11 protein-coding genes are annotated in these 20,314 nt (G+C 45.7%); 6 read left to right on the top strand and 5 right to left on the bottom strand.

From position 1 onward, the window contains the following. Positions 1-15 precede the first annotated feature (15 nt). From JZ784_RS11550 to JZ784_RS11540, 3 genes are all read right to left on the bottom strand, one after another. The gene (locus tag JZ784_RS11550; RefSeq protein WP_346314963.1) at positions 16-2,679 is read right to left on the bottom strand and encodes an isopeptide-forming domain-containing fimbrial protein; all 2,664 of its coding nucleotides are present in this window, start codon (positions 2,677-2,679) and stop codon (positions 16-18) included. A gap of 1,289 nt (positions 2,680-3,968) precedes the next feature. Beyond that, positions 3,969-6,026: an EAL domain-containing protein gene (locus JZ784_RS11545; RefSeq protein ID WP_346314962.1), complete on the bottom strand. Its 2,058-nt coding sequence runs from the start codon at positions 6,024-6,026 to the stop codon at positions 3,969-3,971. 344 nt (positions 6,027-6,370) lie between these two features. Then, positions 6,371-8,572: a carboxy terminal-processing peptidase gene (locus tag JZ784_RS11540; protein ID WP_346314961.1), complete on the bottom strand. Its 2,202-nt coding sequence runs from the start codon at positions 8,570-8,572 to the stop codon at positions 6,371-6,373. Positions 8,573-8,771: 199 nt separating this feature from the next. Here JZ784_RS11540 and nagZ point away from each other — a divergent pair, with 199 nt between their 5' ends. Both nagZ and JZ784_RS11530 read left to right on the top strand, forming a co-directional pair. Further along, on the top strand, positions 8,772-9,797 hold the full coding sequence (nagZ, locus tag JZ784_RS11535) for a beta-N-acetylhexosaminidase (protein ID WP_346314960.1): 1,026 nt from the start codon (positions 8,772-8,774) through the stop codon (positions 9,795-9,797). A 144-nt stretch (positions 9,798-9,941) separates the two neighbouring features. Further along, a complete protein-coding gene (locus tag JZ784_RS11530) occupies positions 9,942-10,814 on the top strand; it encodes a class I SAM-dependent methyltransferase (protein ID WP_346314959.1) in 873 nt (290 codons plus the stop codon). A 35-nt stretch (positions 10,815-10,849) separates the two neighbouring features. Here JZ784_RS11530 and JZ784_RS11525 read toward each other — a convergent pair whose 3' ends face one another. After that, positions 10,850-12,181, bottom strand: a complete 1,332-nt coding sequence (locus JZ784_RS11525; protein ID WP_346314958.1) for an alpha/beta hydrolase — start codon at positions 12,179-12,181, stop codon at positions 10,850-10,852. A gap of 303 nt (positions 12,182-12,484) precedes the next feature. Here JZ784_RS11525 and JZ784_RS11520 point away from each other — a divergent pair, with 303 nt between their 5' ends. The 4 genes from JZ784_RS11520 (at position 12,485) to JZ784_RS11505 (ending at position 18,978) form a co-directional block, all read left to right on the top strand. Beyond that, positions 12,485-13,750 carry a glutamate-5-semialdehyde dehydrogenase gene (locus tag JZ784_RS11520; protein ID WP_346314957.1) on the top strand — a complete coding sequence of 422 codons (1,266 nt, stop codon included), beginning with the start codon at positions 12,485-12,487 and terminating at the stop codon, positions 13,748-13,750. 801 nt (positions 13,751-14,551) lie between these two features. Further along, positions 14,552-15,769, top strand: a complete 1,218-nt coding sequence (locus tag JZ784_RS11515) for an acetate kinase (protein ID WP_005007377.1) — start codon at positions 14,552-14,554, stop codon at positions 15,767-15,769. Positions 15,770-15,827: 58 nt separating this feature from the next. Beyond that, a complete protein-coding gene (pta, locus tag JZ784_RS11510) occupies positions 15,828-17,969 on the top strand; it encodes a phosphate acetyltransferase (protein WP_346314956.1) in 2,142 nt (713 codons plus the stop codon). A gap of 562 nt (positions 17,970-18,531) precedes the next feature. Beyond that, positions 18,532-18,978: a hypothetical protein gene (locus JZ784_RS11505; RefSeq protein WP_346314955.1), complete on the top strand. Its 447-nt coding sequence runs from the start codon at positions 18,532-18,534 to the stop codon at positions 18,976-18,978. Between the two features lie 200 nt (positions 18,979-19,178). On the opposite strand, the gene JZ784_RS11500 is transcribed toward JZ784_RS11505, so the two are convergent. After that, positions 19,179-19,790, bottom strand: coding sequence for a class I SAM-dependent methyltransferase (locus tag JZ784_RS11500; RefSeq protein ID WP_346314954.1), 612 nt, complete (start codon positions 19,788-19,790; stop codon positions 19,179-19,181). Positions 19,791-20,314: the final 524 nt, after the last annotated feature.

The raw sequence follows: 20,314 nt of genomic DNA, 5'->3' as shown, positions 1-20,314 counted from the left end.
TGAACGCCTTTATTGTTATGGGTTAACACGAATCATGAAGTACATGTTCGCCGTTTGACCTGGTGACAAGCTCGAAACAGCGCCTTTAATACTTTCAGCGGCTGAAGTATTGGTGCCCGCGGGTACAAGAAATGGCGTTCCGACAAGCTGCGTATAGGCAGGGACAGCATCTTGAAACTGCACATTGGTCACAACGGATGAACCTTTATTTTCTATTCCCAGTTTATAAATCACGCATTCATTCGGTTTAATTGCCAAAGGCTGTGCCGTAAACAGCAAAGGCGCCACATTGGCTGGGTCAAAGGTCATTGCGCAAGAAGGCGCTTTCACCTGATGTTTCACAAGCTGCATTGCAGTTGCCGCAGTTGTTGTAATATCCGTATTTTTCAGATCATTCAGTGCAATGCTGGCATAAGTTCCACTCATCACAATAATATCGGCAGGACTCACCACCCCTTGTGTTGCGGCAGCAGGAGCCTGAACCTTGAGCAGCAGCTGAATATCATTCTGCGGCGCAATACCGGCTCCCGCAGTCAATGCATTTAGATCGGTGTTTGCATCAATAAATTTGTCAGACGAATCTACTTTTCCATCTTTATTCGCATCGTAATAAAGACTGTAAATAAAGCTGTCATCGGGTTTAAGCGGGCTGACTTTAAACTTCACTACAGAGCCTGACGCAGCGCCTTCTGTGACTGTTCCTGTGTTTTTTAGGGTATGCACATAAACAATTGTTCCGCCTACACTGACTTGACCTTGCTGGTCATTGCTGAGGATCAGCTGGCGCGCAGTACTGCTCGAGATTTCATTTTTAATGGCATCCGCCTGCTGGTTCACAGGTGACTGTATTGCGAACCAGATTGGCTTCACAAAATTTTGCTGTGATGGATCAACCTGAATGACAGCGCAATAATGTTTCACAGCGCCTGCCGCCATGGTTCCTGTATTGGTAATTTGCTTACCCAAAGCTGAACAGGCGGCATCACCCTCATAAAACTTCACCGTAAAGCCAGATGCCGAAACAGCTGAAATATTTTGCGGGTCAATTGCAGAGAAAGAAGCAAACAAGTTGTAGCTATTGCTTTGCGCCGATTTATTTTCAGCAACCAATGGGAACACAACTTTGCCATCTGCGACGAATTTCTTCAGCCAGGCATTGCCGTTATTGTCAATTTCACCAACATCTTTACCACTATTATCAGCGTTATAAAGATCACTTTCAGAAGATGAGGCAGCCAGTTTAGTAATCACATTCCGCGTAGGATCAGAGATATCACTTGAAAGTACAGAAGTGGCTTTAACATCTATAACAATGCTGCTCACTTCTGTATTGCAGCTTGTAGAAGCGGACACCCCAACACGGATTTCTTTAACTGCCGATGCCGCCAAGGATCCCGTATCAACAATACCGTCGCCATTGCTATCGGTCAGCAAGGTCTTGCCATCTTTACTGTATAGCCGCACTTGCGTACACGCTGGAAGATTGCTGACGGTATAACTCAGGTTATAAACATCTGTAACATTCCCTGTATTCCAAATATAGTTTTTGAAATAGACCTCTTGTCCTGGCTTTAAAGCGGCTATCGTCAACAAGTTATCTGGAGCCTGATCCGGGTTGCCAGCGTTGACTGCAGATGAAGGGGTATTATTCAGAATAACCCCTAAGGATGGCGCCAAAGCATACTGGACAGTATTCGAATTCAGGCTATAGCTTGCTGCAGATTTATTGCCGACATAGGTATATTGAGCAGTGTTCGGAATCTTGGTTTTATCCGCATTTTTTACACTCACCTGAAAGCTTAAAACTCCAGAGGTCAAAGGCGGAACAGATGCAATTTCTGCTTTTATCGTTTTCTTATCAGCAAGCAATTGATATTGAATTCCTGCGTTGACTGTATTTTCAGTGTCATCCGCATCTGTCAATTTAACCGCGCCTTGATTCCATTGAGCGCTTGCCGCGATGTACTGCAATGAATCATCCAGCAAATCGCTAATCGTCAATTTAGCAGCATCAGTCCCATTATTTCGATAAGTCAAAGTGTAGGTGATCACATCAGCTACATTGCCTTGACTTTTATCCTGCGCTTTTACAACAGAAATAACCGCATCATCAACCACAGCCACCGCGTCATTCACATTCGCAAAGATACTATTGGCGGTTTGACTGGTGGCTTTCAGCTCAAAAATACTGTTCTGATTAGCTGTCGCGGTCAATGGCACATTTCCGACAGCAACCACCGAAAGCGACTCGCCTGCTTTTAATGCAATATTTGTATTCGACGTTAATAAATCAGCATTATCATCCGGAATGCCATTCTGATCACGGTCCGCATAAACCTTGACAGACTCAAGATTAAACTGATCCGCCGCTGAGTGAGTTAAACTCAATACATAGCTATCAGAACTATTTCCTGTATTGGTTAATACATGCGGGAAATTCACCTGACCGCCCACCGTGCTTTGCTGCTGCTGATTTTGCACCAGTGTCAGCGACAATATTTTTTGCACTTCAAGGGAAACGGGGTTTGAGTTAACGAGCAGCAGATTTCCCGTTTCATCTGTATAGTCACCAGATGCGATATTTGAAATATAGCTGCCTGCTGCAGGGTAAGCATACAAGCAGTTCGAGAAAAACAATGCCGTTAAGCCTGCAAAGTATCGACTTTTTCTAATGTTCAAACTCAAGCCCCAAAAAAACAAAAATCACAAAAATGTTAATAAAATAATAAACAGTTCACATCTTTAGTTATTATTCCAAAAATAAAGGATATTTTCTATACTATTTTTTACATTATTTAACATTAAATCAACTTTAAAAAGTAATGAAAGATTTTTTAATACAGACTTAACTCTTTGATCAGCTTTAAGCATGATTGCTGATACAGCAATCACCATAAAACGCTTAATGAACCAGTATAAGAAGATTGAATCTAATTTTTAATGATGTGAAAAGAGGTTCAGCAATCCCCAACAGCGCAGCCGAAGATACTTCTTTATTTTTACCAGAAAGAAACCGCACACCGCTTCAATCTTAGCCAGACTTTGCTCTGCAAACATTCAGATGCTGAACTTAAACGGCTGATCCTGTGCAGGGCCAGCCTAATTCTGTCTTTTCTTAACTGCAGTATGCATCCAGCCACTGCGCCGGCTTAAAAAATAGAATTCTGCCCGTCTATTTTCCAGCAATGGCATGCATAAGCCGCGGCTGAAAACTTATACGCAGTGCCCCTTTTAATTTTCTGTATTCGCCCGCAGCAATGCCATATGGATACGAACCAAATCTACACACGTGCTTGCCTGCATCTCGAAAACACTCCCCCTTTTGAGGAAACATAAATAGAGTACCTCTCCCAACCTGGCTCCAGATTCCGCTCTTTTATGTCTGAATGCAAAATTTTCAGGGACACTAAAACACGTCCATAGGTACACCTTAGAGCCTGCTCATAAATCTAAAAAGCAACCATTAAGAAACAATGAAGTAAATTGGAAAATCCTTTTCCCTTTGGGATAAGAAGTATGCTCCACAATAGAATAGGGGGATTTTGCAATAAAACATGCTCCTTAAAACAGAAGAGGAAAATTCCATCACTCAAAAATATTGATTGAAAATGACTGCTGAAAGAAATTTAGCCATTACAAATTAAAAAAGGGCAAACAAAGGCAAGAGGCAAAAAAGATGCATATTAATAGATATATGTATTTGAATAAAACATGCTAAAGCAGTCGAGCTGAGAAATAATCACAAAATTGAGGCTGTGCTTATTTAAAACTTATGAACAGACGCCTGCAGCAGAATAGCCGAACCAACATCTGATCAATATCAAAAATCAGGATACTGCCGCATTTTTTTCGATTGCAGCCGATCACCGCTGTACTACACTGGGCCTGCGGTTTTCGTACAGAAGACGTTCATCACGCTCCCGCCTTCTTTAGCCATCAAATCCGCAGCTTGCTTCTTTTTTCGGCATTTAAAGGTATTCAGATGCCTCTAAGCGCACGACTCCCACAGGCAGCCCCAAAAGATAGCCCTGCAGCTGCTGACAGCCCAAACGGGTCAAAATCTCAGCTTGCAGCGGGGTTTCAACGCCCTCTGCAGTCACCACCAGCCCAAGCTTAATCGCCAGCTGAATAATGCTTTCCAAAATCATTTCTTCCTTAGAGTTTGGCGTTAAATCATAAATAAATTCTTTATCAATTTTCAGTTCGTCCACTGGCAAATTCTTCAGATATAAAAAGCTGGAATGCCCCGTGCCAAAATCATCAATTGCCAGCTTGATCCCCATTTGACGCAAGCGCTCCAAGGTCCGGATGCTATTTTCAATATGATGCATTGCCGTCGATTCTGTAATTTCAATCATCAAATAGCTGGAGTCGACTTTATACTTGCTCAGCAGGGCTTCCAAGGTTGCAAACAGGTATTTATGCTCAAACTGAATGGCGGATAAATTGACGGAAATCGGTAAAAAATGCGGATGCGTATGTTCCCAGGCTTTAATTTGCTTGCACGCTTCTTCCAGCGCCCAATAGCCCATCCGGATAATCAGCCCGGTCTTTTCCGCCCCGCGGATAAACATATTCGGCGTCAGCATGCCGAGGCTCGGATGCTTCCAGCGGATCAGCGCCTCTACGCCGCAAATTCCGCGTTCGCAGGCCTTAAATTTTGGCTGATAAAACAGCACAAATTGCTGATCTTCTACCGCTTTATACAGGTCATTAATCAGCTTCGTTTGGCTCTTGGCTTCATTTTGATCTGAACTGTAGCAAAATAAGGAAAAGGTATTCCGCCCCTGATCTTTGGATGTCAGCATAGCGGCATCCGCATTGATCAGCAGATCCTGCAAATTGCTGCCATGCTCAGGGTACATGGCAATGCCGATGCTGCCGGATACATTAATTTCTTTGCCCGCAATTAAAAAACTGTCCTGTATCAATTCCAAAATTTTCTCTGCAACTGCAGATGCCTTCTCCGAGGTCGCGCTTTCCAGCACCATCAAAAATTCATCACCGCCAATACGCAAAAGCTTTGAATGCTCATCTAAAAGGCGGTGCAAACGATTGGCCAGCTGAATCAGCAGCTGGTCTCCCACATGATGCCCAAATACATCATTCACCGCCTTAAAGCGGTCTAAATCGATATAAAGAAAAGCAATCTGATCCTTTTGATAGCGCTGATCGGTAAACAAAAAGTGCGCATACTCAGCAAGAAACAGCCGGTTTGGCAGTTTAGTTAAATTATCCTGGACAGCTAAATTGGCCAGCTCCCGATTGGCTTTGGTCAGCTGCCTGCTGCGCTCTTCTAAGCGGCGCTCCAGCATCGCCACGCAAAATGCAACGCCTAAAATCAGACAGGTCATAAAGATAACGGTCAACAGCTGCAGATCAAAGCCTGTTGCCTGCTCTACATGCGCAGCAGGATTCACGGGAATAAAACTCATGGCAGCCATGCCGGTATAATGCATAACAACAATGGTCATCGTTAAAGTAAATGCGATTGCGAACTTCAATGCCATTCTAAAGTGGCGTGCATGCTTATTGCGGAAAGCCAGTAAAAAGGCAATCCATGAACCGCCTATCGCGATCAGTATTGAACAAATGGCCAAGACAGGTTCATAGCGGACTTCATAACCTTGTATATTCAAAGCCAGCATGCCCGTATAGTGCATGCCTGAAATGCCCAGCCCCATCAATACAGCGCCTAAAGTCAAACGGAATAACGGCAGGGTATACCGGGTGGTCAGCCAAATAGCAAAAACCGATGCGGCAAAGGCGATTAAATACGAAACGAGGCTTAAGCCTAAATGAAAAGATTGCATGCCGGGCATTTGGCTTGCCATGATGGCCACAAAATGCATGCACCAAATCGCTGCCCCCAAAAGCGCGCCGCTGCAAATTAAAATCAGCCATTCATATTTAGGCCGGGAGCCGCGGAATAATGTCTGTTCTACAGAAACAGCAAAATAACATGCCAGCAATGCAACGATAGCCGAGACCAATACAAGACTGTAATCATAATGTACATGCGTCATAAAGAAGATTCCGCACAAGCCTTTGCTGTTATTTTGTTCAATTTAAATGACCGGTATTTTTAGGTTGATTGCCTTAAAAAATTTTAAAAAAAGTTATCGGCAAAAATAATTAACCTAGAATCTTATACTCTCATGCTTAGGTCAAGTATTTCTTCCATGTTTTGCAGAGGCTGGTCAGTTTTATAAAAAAACTTCTATATCAATCACTAAAACACAAAAAAACGCAGCCATATTCCCGATTTATCTGCCCTATCCTGAGCTGATTTTTTTGCTCAAAAATAACGCCGGCATAAAAAAACCAGCTCGCCAAAGCTTGCTGGTTTTCAAAAAATCCAAAGATGGCATTAAGGCGCTGCTTTTGCCGCGCCTTGAAGCTTGGCATAGTCCAAAAGCACACTCGCCGCTTCATTCACAAAAGCCTCATCTTCCGGCAATGCAGGACGCTGATTTGCCTTCATTTTCGCGCGGGTTTCCACCAGCGCATCCATTGAAGCCTGATAGCTTTCCCAATTGCTGAACGGTTTTAGGCCTGTTGCTTTACGGCGTTCATTTTCTGATGCCAGCGTTTTTTGCTCCATGTCCAGCAATTCCGCTTTGCGCTTTTGCAGATCCAGCACGACCTGCTTCTGCTCATCAGCTTTTTTCGCCAGCGCCGTCCGCTGCTCCAGATACTTAAACTGAGGATTTAGGCTGACGCGCTGCTGCGATGATTTCACCAAATCCGGCACATAATTCTGAATCGAGCCTTCGCGCTTAAACGGCGCTGTCGGAATCGTATCCCATTTCAAGGCATTTTTCGATTTCCGTTCGCCAAATTCGTCATTGTAGATATCCACCAGCTTAATGTCCGGCACCACGCCTTTATTTTGCGTGCTGCCGCCTGTGACGCGGTAGAATTTACGCTGCGTCAATGTCGCCTGCCCATAAGCCAAGCTATCCAGCTGCACTTGCGCTGTTCCTTTACCCGTCGTGGTGCTGCCAATGACAATGCCGCGCTCATAATCCTGAATCGCCGCAGAATAAATTTCACTGGCCGACGCCGATGCCAAGTTAATCAATACCGCCAGCGGGCCAGCATAAGTTTGCGCGCCGCCGTCATCATCTTCCAAGACACTGACCGTGCCGTTCCCATCACGTATCTGAACTGCCGGGCCGGATTTAATCACTTGCCCCAGCATGCGCACCACTTCATCCAGCGAACCGCCAGGGTTATTGCGCAAGTCCACAATAATCCCTTCCACATTTTGCGCCGCCAGTGATTTCAGCGCTTTGTTGGTATCTTCCGAAACTGAGCGGTATTCCGCGCCTGCGCGGCGCGCACGGTAATTCAGATAGAAGGATGGAATTTCCAAAACGCCGAATTTATATTTTTTGCCGTCACGTTCAATTTCCACAATCCGTGAGCGCACACCGGCGTCTTCTTCTTGAATCACATCCCGAACAATGGTCACATTGCGCGCCTGGCTCATTGATGCGCCGGCTCCAAGTAAGCGCAGAGTGACTTTAGTGCCGCGCTTGCCGCGGATTAAGCCAACAATTTCATTGCTCGGCCAACCAATGACATCCACCATCTTGTCGCCATCCTGCGCCACACCAATGATGCGGTCACCCGCTTTCACCTGGCCTGACTTGCTGGCTGGACCGCCCTCTACAATGGTTTCAATTTTGGTGTAGTCTTCATTGCCGCGGTCCGGACGGATAGATACCCCAACGCCTTCCAGCTGCAGCGTGGTTTGACGGTTCAGCTCCATGGCGTCCACGGGCGGGAAATAATTGCTGTGCGGATCATAAGTCAGCATCATGGCATTCAGCGTTTTATCCAGCACATCGTCACTCTTCAAGCGGCTGACGCGCTCCAGCTGGCGGGTAAAGCGCTTAGTCAGTGTTTGAACCGGCGTTAAATCTTCTGGACCAGTCAAATCCTGCCCATTGGCTAATCCAGGATCATCTTTCAGCGCTTTTTGCTTCGCCTGCTCTTCCTGTTTGCTGATGTTTAAATTGATCAGCTGCGACACCAGCATTTTATTCCAATGCGCGCGCTGCTCTGCTTCAGATTTAAAGAACGGGGCTTTTTCGCGGTCCGTTTCAATAAATGCATTCGGCTGATTCAGATTCTGCGGTTTTTTCAGTTCCGCCAGCATATGGCTATAAAACTGCTTTAAACGCGCACGGTACTGCGCGTGAATTTCATATGGGCCGGACAAATCGCCTGCTTTTAAATTTGCGCCAAAATTTGCACCGAAACGCTTTTTATAATCTGCCACTTCCGAAGCTAAAAACAGCGTATGTTCAGGATCGAGGCTGTCGATATAAAAGTCTAAAATCCGGCTGGAGGTATTGGCATCCAAACGCTGATTCAGATAATGCTGACGGTCCACCAAGGTTGCCAGTTGACGGGAAACCAAAGCTTGCTCTTGTGAAGGCTGAATTGTATTTGAAGCAGCGGTTGCCGCAGTTTCCGCAGCAATTGCCTCATTTACAACATGAGTGAAAAATAAACCGCCCGTTGCTAGGGCAACGGCGCAAGCGATACTTTGAAGTTTCATAAATATGTCGTACTTCCTTGGTCTTCTAACCAAATTGCCGTGTCATTTTTTGACTTGAGCTGAATATTTTCAAAATCTTAAATGACTTAATCTGTTTATGTCGTGTAGTTTTATCATAATCTGTGCTGACAAAGTGTAGCAAAACATTGCAGAATTCAGGTATTGTTTTTCCCTAAAAATTCCAACACGGAGCCCAAATATGATTGGCGCATTAATGCTCGACATTGCTGGCACAGAACTTAATCAAGAAGATATTGAACTATTGCAGGCTCCGCAAGTCGGCGGCATGATTTTATTTGGCCGAAATATCGAATCGCCAGAACAAGTGCGCGCTTTAACCGATCATATGCGCCAAATCCGTCCTGATATATTAATCGCAGTTGATCAGGAAGGCGGACGCGTACAGCGCTTAAAAAACGGCTTTACTCTGCTGCCTGCTATGGGCAAGTTTGGCGAACTTTACTTAAGCCAGCCTGAAAAAGCAGTTGAACTGGCAGAGCAATGCGGCTGGCTGATGGCTGCTGAAGTTTTAGCGGTCGGCATTGATTTCAGTTTTGCTCCAGTTCTAGATCTGAATGACATCAGCGATGTAATTGGCGACCGCAGCTTTGCCAAAAATATGCAGGATATTATTCCTCTGGCCAGCGCTTTCCTGAAAGGCATGAAACGCGCGGGCATGGCATCCACCGGCAAGCATTTCCCCGGACACGGCTCAGTCAAAGCGGATTCGCATGTGGCCGCTGCCATCGACTCGCGCAGCTATGATGAAATTTACCAAAAAGACATGCAAAGCTTTATTCAGCTGATGCCGCAGCTGGATGCCCTGATGCCTGCGCATGTTATTTACGATCAGATTGATCCCAATCCAGCAGGATTTTCCCCGTATTGGATTCAGCAGGTACTGCGCAGCGAATTAAAATTTGATGGCGTCTTGTTCTCTGATGATCTCAGCATGCAGGCGGCCTGTGTAGCCGGCGGCGCAGATGCCCGCATCCAAGCGGCATTAAATGCGGGCTGTGACATGGGCTTGGTGTGCAATAACCGTGAATCCGCCTGCACCGCCTTAGAAGGCATTGCCAATCTGCCAATGCCGAATCAGCAGCGACTGGAGCGCATGCGCGGTCAAATTCCTGCATTGAACGTTGGCCAGCAGCTGGACTTAGGTCAAGATTGGGCGCGAACCCGTGACCGCATTTTAGAGTTCAAAGGCCAGTTCAGCGCTTAAAGCGGCAGCGCGTTAAAATTCATTAAAAGGAACACGACATCGTGTTCCTTTTTGATTATGATGATCAAAACAGCAGGCATACTGCAGCACAATGAAAATTAAAAAAATCCAAAGGATTAAAAGAATATCTAAGGCTTAATGGTTATGGCGCAAAACTTATCTGAACACCGGCACATTTCATTTACCGCACATTATACCGGCTATATTTGGTACAGCATGGGCATTTCCCATCCTGTATTTGCCACGGGCAAGGGCAAGTTTTTGGCCAAAATCCTGCATCCGCTGGAAAGCTGGGCCGAAAAACATGTCGGCGGCAGCATGCGCACCACGCTCAAACAGCGCCACAGCATCATTGATCGGCAGCTGACCGATTTAATACAACAGCGCCCGGATGTGCAAATTTTAGAAATCGCCAGCGGCTTATCGCCGCGCAGCTGGAACTTCCGGCAAAAATTTCCCAATATTCACTACCGCGAACTGGATTTGCCCGAAATGGCAAAAATTAAAACCCGCGCGCTGCAGCAGTTGGATGCTCAAGCGCCGGAAGTACTGACTGCTGACATTTTCACGCAGGATTTTGAAAAAATTTTTCTAGGCTTTGACACCAGCCGCCCGCTGGCGATTATCAGCGAGGGGCTGATCAATTATTTTGACAAATCCATGCTGAATAAACTGCTGCAGGGCATTACCGAATATGGACAGGACTTTACAGAGCTGCATTACCTGACCGATATTTACCCAGAACCCGTCAAAAATAAATTGGCGAATTTTATTTGGACCAGCAGCAAGCTACTGAAAGTCATGTCACGCAGCTCATTTACTTTTCATTTTATCAACCCTTCAGAAATCCAAACCTTTTTTGGCAATGCCGGATTCAGCCTCGTCGATGTGATTCAGCCGACTGCATTTTTTCAAAATGCTGCTGACAGCAATCTGATTTCATTCCAAAACCCAGAGGAACACGGCGGTGATTTAGTCTGGGTCATTCATGCAGCCGTAAAAAAACAGCGTTCATAACGCTGTTTTTTTGACTTTATATAGATAAGGAAGATTTAAACCGCTTCCAGTAAGTGCATCTGTTCTTTTTGCCACTGCACAAAGCGCAGCAGGCGCTCTGCAACATCAAAACTGCCATGCTTGAATAAAGCGCGCAATTGCGCTCCCGCGCTTTCAAAAATCAGGCATTCAATCTTAAATTCACCGTCCTGATCCCGCAAATGCAGCGCCAAATCCCGCGGATATTGCGCCGCCTGTGCTGCGGCTGCATCATTCTCAACACTTAACAGCACGCCAAAATAGTTCAAGTCTAAAATTTCAGCACTCATGCTTAAATCGGAATGGCGGTGGCTTAATTGCGTAGAGGCATCCCGTACTTCAATGCGCTCTTCTCCGCGCCGTTCTATATTTGCCATCTGCTCACGGCTCATGGGCAGAATGCCATCCAGATTTTGAATGGACTCGCCGCGCAAATAGGTGGCGAATAAATTCATGGTTTCTTTGCGGCGCTGCAGCTGCGGCACATGGTCTGCATTGGCAATCATCGCAAACTGCATATTCGGGCACTGCAGCGCAAAATTGGCATTTTCATGCGGCAGCGTAAAGCTGTCATACTGGCCGCAGGCAACCAGCACATCGCACGCTGGAATCGGCACATTGGTCAGGCGTAGCAGGCGGTTGCAGTTGATGTCATAGCGCTCCTGCTCTGTCGCGGTAAACTCAGCCATCTGGCGGAAGAATAAACGCTTGGCCGTCGGCGACATGCGGGTCATATCCATTTTGGCATGATTGACCAGATACAGAATCACTGCCTGGCCGAATTCGTCCATGCGCTGCTCTTTCATTAAATATAATGATTCTTCCAGCAGCATGCGCCAGCTTTTGCGGGTTTTCTGCATCACGCCCATCAAAATCATGCGCTCAACCAATTCTGGACGCTGATGCGCTAAACAGGATGCCACCACCGACCCCAAAGACATGCCTAAAACTGCAACTTTCTGCAGGCCGACCAGATCCAGCCAAGTGCCCAGCATGCCGGCTAAATCTTCCAGCTCTAAAACGCCTGCTGAAACACCGCTGTCGACATTGCTGATTTGCTGATTGGCGCCCATAGACGGCAAGTCAATGAGAACAATCGGCCCGGCAGCGAAGAGCTGTTCAACACAATATTTATAGGAATTGAAATTTTGAAATGCCCCGCCAATAATCACCATTGGGGTCATATGCAAGGTTTCTGGCCGGGCGATTGCCATATATTCAACTTTCCAGCCATTGATCCATGTCGTTCGAGCCGGCTGTTTAAAGCTGTCTCGATCATACAGGTCAAAAAAACTGTACTGGGTGTTTCCGCCGTGTACTTCCTGATCCATTTGGATAATGGAATTCATATTCCCTCCTCCATCCTTGCCTTATTTTTATTGTGCAAGAAAAAATAATCAGAGCTGCCTGCAGCAAGCATCCTGCTCTTTTGTCTTTATTTGTATGACGTCAATGTCAGTATCGTTTCATTCTATACAGGAGATGATTTTACACGCAACTGCTATTGCCGCCACTCATCCGCTTTCTGCATGAAAACAATTGCAAAATGTGAATGCGCTTTTTAAATAAGCTCTAAATATCAGCGCAAACGCTTCATTGTCCAGTGAGAGGCTGTTAATATCAAATGGAAATTTCTAAGTGATCAAACCGCTATGCAACAGTCTATTGAACAATACATGCAAACGGTAGGACAACAGGCACGCCAAGCATCTCGCGTGTTAGCCAGTGCTTCTACTGAATCCAAAAACAATGCGCTTTCCGCTATTTATACGGCTTTGCAAAACAGCGAAGCGGCCATTTTGGCAGCCAACCAGATGGATATGGCGAAAGCGCACAGCAATCATTTGGACAGCGCCCTGCTTGATCGCTTAGAACTGACCCCCGCACGCTTTAAAGGCATGCTGCAGGGCTTGAAAGATGTGATCGGCCTCAAAGACCCCATTGGCGAAATTACCGATATGGCATACCGCCCCACTGGCATTCAGCTGGGCAAAATGCGCGTGCCTTTAGGCGTGGTCGGCATGATTTACGAGTCGCGACCAAACGTGACTTTAGAAGCGGCATCGCTGGCGCTGAAATCCGGCAATGCCATTATTCTGCGCGGCGGATCAGAAGCGCTGGAATCCAACCAAGCGATTGCCGCCGCTATTCAGCATGGCTTAAAAGCATCCGGCTTGCCTGAAAATTCAGTTCAGGTGATTAATACCGCAGACCGCGCTGCAGTCGGCCAGCTGATCACCATGCCTGAATATGTGGATGTGATTGTGCCTCGCGGCGGCAAAGGCCTGATTGAACGCATTACCGAAGAAGCGCGTGTGCCGGTGATTAAACATCTAGACGGCAACTGCCATGTGTATGTCGAGGCGCAGGCGGATTTGCAGAAGGCGCTGCCGATTGCGCTGAATGCCAAAACGCACCGCTATGGCGTGTGCAATGCCATGGAAACCCTATTGGTTGATGAAAAAGTCGCTGAAGAATTCCTGCCGAGCATTGCCGAGCTGTACGCTGAAAAACAGGTTGAGCTGCGCGGCTGCGCTGAAACCCGACGCATTTTAGGCGGACATGTGGTTACGGCTACGGAAGAGGATTGGTATACCGAATATTTGGGGCCAATTTTAGCGATTAAAGTCGTCAGCGGCATAGATGAAGCCATCGATCATATCAACAAATACGGCTCGCACCATACCGATGCCATCATCACTGAAAACTACAGCTTAGCGCGCAAGTTCCTGACAACTGTAGACTCAAGTTCAGTCATGATCAACGCCTCTACCCGCTTTGCGGACGGTTTTGAATACGGCCTAGGCGCTGAAATCGGGATTTCTACAGACAAAATCCATGCCCGCGGCCCTGTAGGGCTAGAAGGCCTCACCTCTCAGAAATGGATCGTGTTTGGCGATGGTCAAATCCGCCATTAAGCGCCGATTTTGATCCTGAATAAAATATCAATACAAGCCCCGCTTGCGGGGCTTTATTTTTTCTCAAACAGCCGTCCTCTGGCAAAACATCATGGCTGCAGAAACATCGGCAAACATCTGCTGCCATTAAAATTAGAAGAATAATTCAGGATTTGCTCTGTTTGATTGCTTAATGTCAGCAGCTTTGTCCTGACTCTTGGCATCTCATGCACGCTGATTCATGAAGCATGGGCCAAATACACCCTATTTTCCATTATGGCGGCAGGAACCTATTCAGGCATCCGTATTTAAGATATAGAGAGTCTATTACGCCCGCCGCTCAGCAATGCAGGCAGTGATAAAAAAAGTATGATTGAACGGATTCAAGAGCGCTCGGTACTGGAAACTGACTGCACAGTGATTAAAACGTTGCAGGGCTTGGCATGAATGCTGTCCATTTTCTTTATATTCGCGCTGATTGCCTATGTGATTGACATTGATTACAAATTAATCATAAAAACCATATTTTTTGTATGGTTTTTATTAATACAGCAGATCGGTATGTTATGGTATTTATTCGCAGTTCAAAGCATTTGATCTTATAGGACTATTTCATTAATAAATGAAAACTATGAACTGATAAATTTTAATTATTATTAGCAAATGGGTCGATAGTGCTTAAGTCTAATCTCCTAAAGTCTATCTAGGACAGAAAAACAACCCGTGTTAAAACATTATTACTGATCTAAATTGCACCAAAAAAGCACTGCGTTCAGATCACAGCATGGATAAGTACTTTAATTAGAATTCGGGTAAAAAAACGTGTCTACATCAGTATTAGTAATTAACTGCGGTTCATCTTCAATTAAATATGCGTTGGTTTCTGAACGTCGTGAAGACCGTATCTTTGGCTTGGCTGAGAACTTAGGCTCAGCTGAAGCCCGAATTAAAGGCATTACCACTGGCGGTGCTGAACTTGAGCTGTCTATTCCAAATGCCGACCATGAAAAAGCGCTGGAAATTATTTTAGAACGCTTATCGCATCACAACCCGCAAGCCATTGGCCACCGTGTGGTTCACGGCGGCACATTGACTAAAGCGGAATTATTGACGCCTGAAATTATTGAACGCATCCGCGAAGCAACGCCGCTTGCCCCGCTGCACAACCCGGCGCATTTAGTCGGTATTGACGCCACCATGCGCCTGTTCCCGCAGCTGCCGCAAGTTGCCGTTTTTGATACCGCATTCCATCAAACTATGCCTTCGCACGCTTACCGCTATGCGCTGCCTAAATTCTTATACACTATGCACAATGTGCGCCGTTACGGTTTCCACGGCACCAGCCATGCCTATGTTTCAGAACGCGGCTCTGAACTGGCGGGCAGCTTTAAGCAAGGCGGCTGGCTGACAGCGCATTTAGGCAACGGCAGCTCGACTTGCGCAATTTGGAACGGCCAGTCCGTAGATACCTCGATGGGCTTAACACCGCTGGAAGGCGTTGTGATGGGCACCCGCAGCGGCGATGTCGATCCAAGCATTCACAGTTTCTTAGCCTCGAACTTAGGCTGGGATATTTATAAAATTGATAAAATGCTGAACAGCCAGTCTGGCCTGCTGGGCCTGTCAGACCTGTCCAATGACATGCGCACTCTGATCGAAGCGTCTGATCAGGGCAATGAAGATGCCGCGCTGGCGATTGAAGTATTCTGCTACCGCTTAGCCAAATCTTTAGCAGCCCTCAGCTGCGGCCTGCCGCGCATTGACGGCCTGTTCTTCACTGGCGGCATTGGCGAAAACTCAGCGCTGATCCGTGAAAAAACTTTAGCGTATTTGCCGCACTTCGGCTTTAACCTAAGCAAAGACAAAAATGACAGCTTGAAACGCGGTACTGAAGGCCGCATCGATGCCGGCGCTGGCCCGCAAATTTGGGTTGTTCCAACGGATGAAGAAGGCCGCATTGCCAAAGAAACGCAGCACGTTGTAGAACATGAGGCTGCCTCTGCAAAAAAGTCTGAAGCGGAGGAAGAGGCTGTTGCTTAAGCAGCAGCCTCCAGCACGCTGTCGCGTTTAATTTTTTATTTTTTAGTTTAGATAGCTTATGAAAACAATTTTACTCGTGCCAACTGGAGAAAGCGTCGGTTTAACCTCTGCATGCTTAGGCTTAATTTATGCATTGGAATGCCAAGGCATTAAAGCCGGTTTTTTAAAACCGTTTTCTCAAGAAACTCATTCCGCAGCAGACCGCACCACGGCGCTGTACCGCCATTTATTCAACAATGAAACCGTTGAGCCGATCAGCCATGCCGCCGTTTGCCGCCGCTTGAGCCAAGACGAAAATGACGAACTGCTTGAAGATGCTGTCCGCCTGCACCGTGAAATTGCTAAAAAGCATGACCTGATTATTGTTGAAGGGCTGGTGCCAACCAGCCGCGATGCTTTTGCCTCTGAATTGAATGCTGATCTGGCGAAAGCGCTGGATGCCAAAGTGGTCATTGTCAGCACAGCGGATATCCGCAATCCTGAAGCGACAGCAGACAAAATTGAGGCGCAGGTCCGCAATTTCGGCGGGGCCAGCAATGACCGCACAGCAGGTGTCTTGTTCATGCGGACCAAAGGCTTGCCCGAAGATTCTGCGCAAGTGCCTGTGACCATTGACCCAAGCCTGCGCTTGATCAGTGACACCGCTCAATTTTCCGCACAGCTGCAAAAGCACAATGCCAGCATTGGTTCTGAAAATTTCCCCGTGATTGGCTTAGTGCCGTTCAGCAATACGCTGAGCGTACCGCGCATGTCCGATTTAGCGGCGCACATCTCTGCGCACTGGATCAATGAAGGCGATGCGAAACAGCGCCGCGTCCTGCACAGCAGCCTGATTGCATCAAACATTGAGCATGAGCTGCATAAATTTATTGCAGGCGAACTGATCATCAGCGCCTCTGACCGTATTGATGTATTGCTGGCCAGCAGCTTGGCCAGCAGCAACGGCATTCCGCTGGCGGGCTTAGTTTTAACTGAACACCACCAGCCGAATGAGCATGTGCTGAACTTCTGCCAAACAGCGATCAAGCAAGGCCTGCCGATTATCCACACACCGCTCAGCACCTTTGAAACAGCTCAGGAGCTGGCGAATCTCAGCAATGAAATTCCAGTGGATGATACCGAACGCGCAGAACAAGTGACCCGTTTTGTTTCCAGCCATCTCAATCCTGAATGGATTACCCAGCTGATCAATGGCTCATACAAGCCGCGCTTATCGCCTTCTGCCTTCCGTCACGAACTGGTGCAAAAATCCATAGCGGCCAAAAAACGCATTGTCCTGCCGGAAGGCGATGAACCGCGCACTATTCAGGCAGCGGCCATTTGCCAGTCACGCGGCATTGCGCAGTGCATTCTGCTGGCAAAACCGGAAGCTGTCGTTGAGGTCGCGAAAGCGCGCGGCATTGAACTGCCGTATGACTTGGAAATTATTGATCCTGACCTGATCCGCGACAACTATGTCGCAAAAATGGTTGAACTGCGCAAAGGCAAAATCAATGAACTGCAGGCGCGTGAGCAGCTGCAGGATACAGTTGTGCTCGGCACCATGATGCTGGCGCTGGATCAAGTGGACGGCTTGGTATCAGGCGCTGTGCATACTACTGCCAATACGGTCCGCCCCGCATTCCAGCTGATTAAAACTGCACCTGAATATTCATTGGTCTCTTCAGTATTCTTCATGCTGCTGCCGGATGAAGTGTATGTGTACGGCGACTGCGCAATCAATCCAGATCCGTCCGCAGAAGAGCTGGCAGAAATCGCCATTCAGTCAGCAGACTCTGCCAAAGCCTTTGGCATTGATCCGCGCATTGCCATGATTTCCTACTCAACTGGCACATCAGGCGCTGGGGCAGATGTGGAAAAAGTGGCGGAAGCCACCCGCATTGCGCAAGAACGCCGTCCTGACTTATTGATTGACGGCCCATTGCAGTACGATGCCGCTTCAGTAGAAAGTGTCGGCCGTTCAAAAGCGCCGGATTCAAAAGTGGCTGGCCGCGCCAATGTATTTATTTTCCCAGACTTGAATACCGGCAATACCACATACAAAGCCGTTCAGCGCTCTGCCGATGTGGTGAGTGTTGGCCCAATGCTGCAAGGCTTGAATAAGCCAGTAAATGACTTGTCGCGCGGCGCATTGGTCGATGATATTGTATTTACCATTGCATTGACGGCTATTCAGTCTGAACAGCAAGCAGCCCAATAATCCTTAATTCTAAGTTTTCCAAACCATCTGATTGAAAAATTAGATGGTTTTTTTATGTGGATTTCGTATAAGAGATTTTATGTTAAATAGAACATTATAGAGAAAGAGCTTTAATTCAAAATAAGGTGATATCTGGACTCTAAGGAAGACAGTGATATTGTTAATCAAGTACTTTTGTTATTGATTGAAATTGATAAACAGCTAAGTAATATCAACATACAAACTCCCTCTGAGCTTAAAAAAGTTAAGGGAACATTATTGAATAAAGATATCGATGGGTTTAAGAAAATTAGAAGAAATTTATACAATGGTTTTAGACGACTAGATGAAATTGGAATAAATAATTCTGGAATTGATGAGCTATCATCAAAGATATATTTATTAGTGAAACAACACACTATCTTTCATACTGTGTAACAATTTATCTATTTGATAATAAATAAAATATTAAATTTCGTATAACAGCCATTATGTTAAATGGAGTTTTTTAGGCTATCGAAACTAGCCATTAGGATTTAATATCTAAATTAATAGATGCATATTAGATATAGGATTTAGTCTTATGAAAATAAAAGGTTTTCTTTTAAACCAAAATCCAATCTTTTTTGAGGGAAATAAAGATATTTTCAAAAACTCTCCCACGATAAAAATAGAAAAACTTTGGAGTATGTGTAATAGAAATTTTAGTGATGTTGCTAACAAAAACTATCCTGAAATAATTCAATCTGTTTTTTCTAAATATAAAGTAAAAGAACAGACATGCTCACTTGAGTCCACTGGAAGAATATTAGAGTTTGATATTTCATGCTCTATGTATGACTGTTTGGCATATGAAGAAACCAATGGGTTCTTCGATGAGTGTGATTGTCCGCCTCCAGAATTTTGGATTGCTTATATTGACGATAGATTATTCTCTTATATTCCAAAAGAACATTTAGATATAGCAAATTTAGGGGTCGAAATATCTATGAGCGGAAGCTTGCAATGGATCCAAACACTAGAATATTAAATGTTTATTCGTTTATAAGATTTCCTAAAATTAACATAATACACGCTATACGAAATTACCTTTATTTATTTTATAAAAATCAATCACTTAGTCACTATTAGAAAGTCTAGCTCATGCCAGTTAGGCTTTCTGATACAAACAATCATGTTCCACGCTTAATATTCAATCATTGTTCCACATTATTATTTAGCCTGACTTAATCATAACTTTTGCGCCAGCCACACCGTATGCCCAGCACAATCAGCATCTTCCGCCGCCATCTTCAGCACTTCAAAGCCATGCGCTGCCAATAAGTCCCGATACTCGTCCTGAGACAAACTGGCATGGTATAAAGCATCTCCAAACATCTCGCCAATGGCTTCGCCGGCTGCCGGGCCACTCGTAAACATCAGCACAGTTCCTGTGGCAGAACATTCTGCAAATTGCGCGAACATCTGACGCTGATCATCAGGCGTTAAATGAAAAAAGCTGTCCCATGCCAAAATGCCCTGAAATGCCCGATCCAGTTGCACAGCACGCATATCCGCCAAATGCCATGTATGCGCAGGAAAGTTCTGCTGCGCCATCTCAATCATCACCTCTGAGCTGTCCACCCCCACAATGCAATGCCCTTGCTGAATCAAATAATCCGCAATCGGTTTGCCTGAACCGCAGCCCAAATCTAAAATTTCTGCCTGTTGCGGCAGCAATGCTAAAAACTGATCCAGCCAGCCTTTTTCGTATAGATGTTGCCCGCGCAATGCTGTCCATGCACGGCCATGTTTTTTATAAATTTCAATAATATTGCTGGCAAGATGTGACTGATTGTCCATATCAAGGATCTATGCATGTTTAAAATCAGTATAAAGACAGGAAAAAGAGAAAAGGGATTTTTTATTGTTAAAATTAAAAAATTTCAGGCATAAAAAAAGAAGATAAAGCGTTATGCCTGATCTTCTTTCTGTCCGTACATCCACGTTGCGGCGATATAAATTGAAAAGCCGACAACCATCAACACACTGCTTATTGTCATCTGAATGACCTGCTGTTTGAGTTGTAACAATTATGCGAAAGTTTTATGACACTTATATGACAAATATAAAATATTTCTTAAATTCAAAATCATATTAAATATTAATTACTTACAAAATAAAAACATATTATTCCCTGCGAGTTTGCAGCTTAGGTTTTATGAAAAATGACTATGAAGTGCCGTATTTGACGCAGTTGCTGCCGCTGCGCCGCCATAGGGCTGCACAGATATTAAACTTTCGCCCAAAGCCCGCGCAAAACGCCCACAACCTTCGCATTTTGCCTTATAATTTAGCCCGCTAGCTATCAGCCCGCTCAAGAGATA

This window comes from Acinetobacter sp. CWB-B33 (assembly GCF_039655955.1).
In the GTDB taxonomy this organism is placed as follows: Bacteria; Pseudomonadota; Gammaproteobacteria; order Pseudomonadales; family Moraxellaceae; genus Acinetobacter; species Acinetobacter bouvetii.
This window is presented reverse-complemented; position numbering and strand designations above follow the sequence as displayed.